Origin of the sequence: Dendronalium phyllosphericum CENA369 (assembly GCF_016056275.1) — a bacterium.
Lineage (GTDB): Bacteria > Cyanobacteriota > Cyanobacteriia > Cyanobacteriales > Nostocaceae > Dendronalium > Dendronalium phyllosphericum.
Window position 1 is genome coordinate 1 of the sequence record NZ_JAECZA010000136.1, and the last position, 6,543, is coordinate 6,543.

The 6,543-nt window shown below is 44.2% G+C and carries 6 protein-coding genes; 2 read left to right on the forward strand and 4 right to left on the reverse strand.

Annotated elements, in window-relative coordinates:
* Positions 1-484: 484 nt before the first annotated feature.
* The 4 genes from I8752_RS20730 to I8752_RS20745 all read right to left on the reverse strand — a co-directional run bounded on the left by I8752_RS20730 (position 485) and on the right by I8752_RS20745 (position 4,519).
* Complete coding sequence (locus I8752_RS20730; protein ID WP_214434182.1) at positions 485-1,903, reverse strand: DICT sensory domain-containing protein; 1,419 nt, start codon at positions 1,901-1,903, stop codon at positions 485-487.
* Positions 1,904-2,033: 130 nt separating this feature from the next.
* Positions 2,034-3,533: a UDP-N-acetylmuramoyl-L-alanyl-D-glutamate--2,6-diaminopimelate ligase gene (locus I8752_RS20735; RefSeq protein WP_214434183.1), complete on the reverse strand. Its 1,500-nt coding sequence runs from the start codon at positions 3,531-3,533 to the stop codon at positions 2,034-2,036.
* Positions 3,534-3,565: 32 nt separating this feature from the next.
* Entirely contained in the window at positions 3,566-3,856 is a 291-nt protein-coding gene (locus I8752_RS20740; RefSeq protein WP_214434184.1) for a glutaredoxin family protein, read from the reverse strand.
* A gap of 33 nt (positions 3,857-3,889) precedes the next feature.
* Positions 3,890-4,519, reverse strand: coding sequence for a retropepsin-like domain-containing protein (locus I8752_RS20745; protein WP_214434185.1), 630 nt, complete (start codon positions 4,517-4,519; stop codon positions 3,890-3,892).
* Positions 4,520-4,683: 164 nt separating this feature from the next.
* On the opposite strand from I8752_RS20745, the gene sixA reads away from it, so the two are divergent.
* Complete coding sequence (sixA, locus tag I8752_RS20750) at positions 4,684-5,178, forward strand: phosphohistidine phosphatase SixA (RefSeq protein ID WP_214434186.1); 495 nt, start codon at positions 4,684-4,686, stop codon at positions 5,176-5,178.
* 112 nt (positions 5,179-5,290) lie between these two features.
* Positions 5,291-6,427 (forward strand): citrate synthase, encoded by a 1,137-nt coding sequence (locus I8752_RS20755; protein ID WP_214434187.1) that lies wholly within the window; start codon positions 5,291-5,293, stop codon positions 6,425-6,427.
* Positions 6,428-6,543: the final 116 nt, after the last annotated feature.

Sequence of the window (6,543 nt, forward strand, 5' to 3'; positions counted from 1 at the left end):
GTGTGGGGTGTGGGGTGTGGGGGAAGAAATAGCCCCAACAACCAGTGGAACACAATCCTAAGCTTTTCAAGACGATGGTATTGGTGGGGGTTCCAAGCCCCAACCAATGCCGTCCACCCCCTACACCCTCTTCGTGACCTCTCCCCCAACCCCTCTTTGACGCGGAGAGGGAAGCCAAAACCCTAATTTCTCGTTGCTCCTCCCTTTCCCCGTGGGAAGGAGAGGTTCATCGAACTCACGTGTGGTTAGCGTTGTGAAACTGCTGTTGCTCCGGGATAAATTATGACTAAAGTACCATTTGAATCGTCTGAACCGCCGTTAATTGGCTAAGGTATTTTAAATTTAAACTTATAGCCGTAGTCACTGATGTTAGGACAATTGCAATTGCTCAAAGCCTTACAGCAACTGTATTTTTACTCAGCACTCAGCACTCAGCACTTTGCCATATTTGCTGATAATTTCATCGAAACTGCAATCATCAGCTTTAGATATTAATGATTGGCGTGTGGTTTCTGCTTGCCAACTGCAATGTAAAAACAGAACCTTCATCCAGCCTACTCTTAACAGAAATAGAACCACCACTACGCCACAATAACCGCTTCACAATTGTTAATCCCAAGCCAGCGCCGCTAAAATCTTCTGTTAATCCCGAACGTACGCGATAAAAGCAGTCAAAGATTTTGGGAATCTCGCTTTCAGCAATACCCATACCCGTGTCGCGGAATTCTAATTGGACATAATCACCTTGAATGCGCGCTCTTACCCATACCCGACCGCCATTAGGTGTAAACTTAATGCTATTATGCAGCAGATTAATTACGATCTGCTTCAGTCCACCTGTAACACACCAAACAGCTGGAAGTTCAGTCGGTACTGTGTAGGCTAACACGATGCCTTTTTCTTGCGCTACAGGCTGATATGTACTGACTACCCCAGGCACAATATCTGAGAGGTTTACCAACTCTAAGGTTGTCTTTTCTAAATTTTGCTCTAGATCCACCAAATCTAATAGACCTGTAATCAAAGTACTTTGGCGATCGCACTGCACATTTAGCATCTGCAAGTAACGTTGTCGCTGTGGTGGTTTGAGAGTAGGTGAATTTAAGAGCGAAAGTGCTGTCTTCATATGCGTTAGAGGTGTTCGTAATTCCTGACACATACCTCTTAAGTATTTATCTTTTAGTTGTTCCTTGTTGTGCAGTTTTCGATTTTGTTGCTGCATTTTGGCAAGGCGATCGCTCCGGCTTTGACGACTCATTTCATCCTGTCGCTGGAGTTGTTTTGCCAATAACTGATTTATCAGTGCTAGTTCGCAAGCAATTGGGTAAGTAAAATCAGCAACTGCAATTGGAGAAGTTGCTGGTGCGATCGCCGCTTTAATTCCGTCTAATACTTGCTGAATGACTCTTCCCTCCATCGCAGTCACAGCCAGCAAAGACGGAACTGAAACACCATTTGCTTTTGCCAAGATCCGCGCTTTACTTCTTTTGAGCGGTCGATGTGCCAAAATTAAACTGCAAAACTGCGGTGACAACACTATCAAAAAGTATTCCCGTTGTAGCAGTCTATTTGGTACTAGCTGAACATTGTAGTTAGCAGAAGAAATTAATCGATCTACTTCTGCTACGTCTGCTACTGTTCGAGTTTTCCCTAGCTGGCAAGTATAGATTGTAGCCGATGCCCCTACGGAAGATTGATAGCGTTTTAATTCGTCGTGCCAAATTTTTCCAGGTGGTAGCTTAACCCAGATAGTTGCGACGATCTGCTGCTCGATCAGTAAGTCTATTTGCGATCGCACTAATGATAGCAGAGTAGCAGGATTGAGAGGCAATGGTTGAGGAGGCGCTTCCATTCCCAAAGCCAATCGATAAATAGACAGATCCTTACGGGGAGCATCATTCATGAGTTAAGCACAACAAAGAAAAATATGGGGACTGGGGACTGGGGACTGGGGACTGGGTACTGGGGACTAGGGGACTAGGAGGACAAGAGTAGTAACTTCAGACTTATAATTAATCCCCAATCCCCAATCGCTAATCCCCAATCCCCAATCGCTCTTGTAAAGAGTCGCGTGCGTGTTCTCGATCGTCAAAGTGGATTTTTTCTGTGCCGAGAATTTGGTAGTCTTCATGACCTTTACCTGCAAGCAATACTCCATCACCGGGTTGTGCTTGTAAGATGGCGGTACGAATTGCAGTGGCGCGATCGCCGATTACTGTCGGCTTGACAGTTTCGGGAATTCCTGCCAAAACATCTTGTAAAATTCGTTCTGGGTCTTCGGTGCGGGGATTATCTGATGTCACCACTGCCACATCAGCTAAATCGGCGGCGATTTTTCCCATTTTCGGACGCTTGGTGCGATCGCGATCGCCTCCACAACCAAATACACAAATCATTTTACCAGGTATAAATGGACGTGCTGCTTTCAGCAAATTCTCCAAACTATCTGGAGTATGAGCGTAATCGACAATCACGCTAATATCTTGCTTGGGACTAATTTGCACTCGTTCCATTCTTCCGGGGACTCCGGGAAACTCAGGTATTGCAGATACAACTAGTTGTAAATCTAGCCCTAAGTGTAAAACTGTTCCGACTGCTGCTAAAAGATTTTCTAAGTTGTACTGACCAACTAAGGGCGAGCGAAAAGTTACATCACCTTTTGGCGTATGTAACTTGCCGCTAACACCATTAGGCTCGTAATTCAGCTCGCTCATCCATAAATCAGCGCTATTGTTGTTAACACTGTAACTCCAAACTCTTTCTGGGTTCAAAGCGGCAATTAATCGCTGACCGTAAGCATCATCAGCATTAATGATTGCTCGTCCTTTGAGATAATCGGGACTAAATAATAATGCTTTGGCTGCGAAATAATCTTCCATGTCGCTGTGATAGTCCAAGTGGTCTTGGGTGAGATTGCTGAATACCCCGACTTCAAACTCACAACCTAAAACTCGACCTTGGGCTAAAGCGTGAGAACTCACTTCCATCACTCCAAATTCACAACCAGCATTTACTGCTTCTGCTAGCTGTTGTTGTAGTTCCACAGCAAACGGCGTAGTGTGAACGGCAGTTTGCTCAAAACCAGCCCAGCGAGTGTAGAGAGTTCCCATCAAAGCGGTAGATAGCTGGGCTTTGCCTAATAGAAATTCAATCAGGTGAGTAGTTGTAGTTTTGCCATTAGTACCCGTCACACCCACCATTTGAAGTTTTTGGCTGGGATAATTGTAAAAAGCTGCTGCTATTTGGGCGCAGGCTTTAGTCATGTTGTTGGCGCTAATCACCACTTCGGAAGTAGGAGGGTTTTTCTGCACAGCTTCAGTTGAGACAACCGCCGCCACAGCACCCGATGCGATCGCACTCGGCCAAAACTCTCCACCATCTACTCGCGTTCCCGGCATCCCAATAAACAAATCTCCAGCACCGCAAGCATGAGAATTTGTTTTCAAGCCCTTAACTTCTGCATCCTCAAAACTAGGATGGTTAGGTAATTGCTCTACACTGTCTACGACTGCTAGTAATTCCCGCAATTTCATCTTGTGAACCTCGTCACACGCTTTCCTTGCGCCTATTCTGCATCATTTTTTTGATTGTTGGATATATACTTAGATAGCATTTGCTCCAACTGCTGCACAGTAGCACGGGGAGAAGGACGCGGCAAGGGTTGTTCGGCGATATCTTTCTCTGTGTCTGATAAATAAAGTACGGGTACTTCATACTGATAAGCGCCGAACCATTCATCACGAGTTGTAATATCTCGAATTTCCAACTCGAAACTGAGATTTGGAATTTTTTCTAGTTTTTCCTGCAAACCTTCACATAAGTGGCATCCAGGTTTACTGTATAAAATTAATCGCATTTGCATCCTTGGCGGTTCGTCAAGCGATCGCTATCATATTAAATCTTTACGCCATGTAAAAATAATTTGCTCGTCTGCCGGCCTAAACTCAATATTAAACTTATCAAATACAACTTCGCGCCCTAAAAGTAATTGTTCTCCACCTGTATTGCTTTGTAACCATGCAACAGGAGCAATCAAATTATGTCCATCAATTGTCATTTCCACATTGCGTAAAACATATTCAACTCTTCCACCTATAGTTTCTGCTAATAAAGTTGATTCGGCATCAGCTAAAGCATATCCTAAATCTTGTCCAACTTTAAATGAAATTAAACTTAATTCAGCACCAGAATCTACTAACATAGTTGTAGAAATTTCTATATTTCTATGCTTGAGGTATACATGATAATTTGGTTGCCAATCATGGCGGGCAACTGTGCGAAAGCGAATTGGCAAAATTTGTACAGAAGCAGTGCGGCGAGGGACTAGGTAAATAGCAAAAATCTGTTTGGAAGCATTTGCTAATTTTAAAACTTCTTGAAGATTTTCACTGTGAGCAATTAAGCCATTAGCATTGTAAGCAATATATTGATTTCGATATAAATCTAATAAGATTTTGCGATTAAGATTTAACCACTTCAACATTTGCTGACTTTCCTCTGGAGAAGGTATTCTACTCATAGATTTTTCAGAGCGTAAATTAATTAAAGAGGTCAGCATCCATTTCCTATGTATATATTCAATTAAACTTCATCCATCTTGACAACGTGAGAAATTGCTAAGTGGCAGTTAGCGTTTTAACATGGCGTAGGAGCAGCCTAAAATTAGCACTCAGGACTTAAGTTGTGGAACTGTACTTAATTCGTCATGGCATCGCCGAAGAAAGACAACCTGGCATCAAGGACGAACAGCGAAGTCTTACCAAAGAAGGGCGACAAAAAACTGAAAAAGTTGCCCAGCGGATAAAAAAGTTGGGTTTGCAATTTGATTTGATTCTCACTAGTCCCTTAGTACGCGCTCGTCAAACTGCTGAAATTTTGATCGCAGCTGGACTTAGTTCCCAGTTGGAGGAATCGCTCCACCTTGCCCCCGATAGACAAATTTATAGTTGGTTGGCTGAGTGGCTAGAACCGAAAAATTATTCCCAAAATACCCAACTTGCCTTAGTCGGACACGAACCTCCTTTGAGCAATTGGGCAGAAATTCTTCTTTGGGGGGAGGTCAAAGCCAGCTTAGTCTTGAAAAAAGCAGGTATGATTGGGATAAAACTACCAGAAACAGGCTCTGTTTTGGGTCGTAGTCAGATGTTCTGGTTGACACCACCCAAGTACCTGCTATAACAGTTTTTCAACGTTTCTCTAAGGATTGTTGTCAGCTCGGCTACTGTTATGGCGAAAATAATTTTCTGGTAAATTAGCTAGTCGGATATTTTACAAAGCAAATGGTGTTGCCATGATGGTGTGCGAATACAAGCCTGGATTAGAAGGCATTCCCGCCGCCCAATCAAGTATCAGTTATGTGGATGGGCAAAAGGGAATACTAGAATATCGTGGCATCCGGATTGAGGAATTAGCAGAGAAAAGTACATTTCTAGAAACTGCTTATCTCTTAATCTGGGGCGAACTGCCAAGTAAGGAAGAGTTGGAAGCGTTTGAGCATGAAATTCGCCACCACAGGCGAATAAAATACCGCATTCGGGACATGATGAAATCCTTCCCAGAAAGCGGCCATCCAATGGATGCTCTGCAAGCTTCAGCTGCGGCTTTGGGTTTATTCTACTCGCTTCGGGATTTACATAATCCTGCCTACATTCGGGATTCTGTAGTGCGCTTAATAGCAACCATTCCCACAATGGTGGCGGCATTCCAGCTGATGCGAAAAGGCAACGACCCCGTGCGGCCCCGCGATGACTTAGATTACTCTGCCAATTTCCTGTACATGCTCAACGAGCAAGAACCCGATCCTTTGGCAGCAAAAATTTTCGACATTTGCTTGATACTTCATGTCGAGCATACAATGAACGCCTCTACCTTCAGTGCGAGGGTGACAGCTTCTACCTTGACTGACCCCTATGCAGTAGTTGCTAGTGCCGTGGGAACTTTGGGAGGGCCGCTGCATGGAGGAGCCAATGAAGAAGTAATTCAGATGTTGGAAGAAATTGGCTCAGTGGAAAATGTCCGCCCTTACGTAGAGGAACTGATACAACGCAAAGCGAAGATTATGGGGTTTGGGCATCGCGTCTACAAAGTGAAAGACCCACGAGCCACCATCTTACAAAACCTAGCAGAACAGTTGTTTGCCAAGTTTGGGGCAGATAAGTACTATGACATTGCCCAAGAAGTGGAAAGAGTAGTCGAGGAAAAACTTGGTAGCAAAGGAATTTATCCCAACGTTGACTTTTACTCAGGTTTGGTGTATAGGAAAATGGGAATTCCCACAGACTTGTTTACACCAATTTTTGCGATCGCCCGTGTTGCTGGTTGGCTAGCCCACTGGAAAGAACAACTAGCAGAAAATCGGATTTTCCGTCCTACCCAGGTTTATAACGGTAAACACGACATTACTTATACCCCTATCGACCAACGTTAAGGGGATGAGGGAGATGAGGGAGATGAGGGAGACAAGGTAGACAAGGGAGAATTTCTGTTCTTATCTCCCCCTACTCCCCCTGCTCCCCCTGCTCCTCTGCTCCTCTGCTCCCCTGC

Bases quoted from the DNA above. Each gene is read 5' to 3' on its own strand.
- I8752_RS20730 (WP_214434182.1), bottom strand. From the start codon at position 1,903: ATGAATGATGCTCCCCGTAAGGATCTGTCTATTTATCGATTGGCTTTG.
- I8752_RS20735 (WP_214434183.1), bottom strand. From the start codon at position 3,533: ATGAAATTGCGGGAATTACTAGCAGTCGTAGACAGTGTAGAGCAATTA.
- I8752_RS20740 (WP_214434184.1), bottom strand. From the start codon at position 3,856: ATGCGATTAATTTTATACAGTAAACCTGGATGCCACTTATGTGAAGGT.
- I8752_RS20745 (WP_214434185.1), bottom strand. From the start codon at position 4,519: ATGAGTAGAATACCTTCTCCAGAGGAAAGTCAGCAAATGTTGAAGTGG.
- I8752_RS20755 (WP_214434187.1), top strand. From the start codon at position 5,291: ATGATGGTGTGCGAATACAAGCCTGGATTAGAAGGCATTCCCGCCGCC.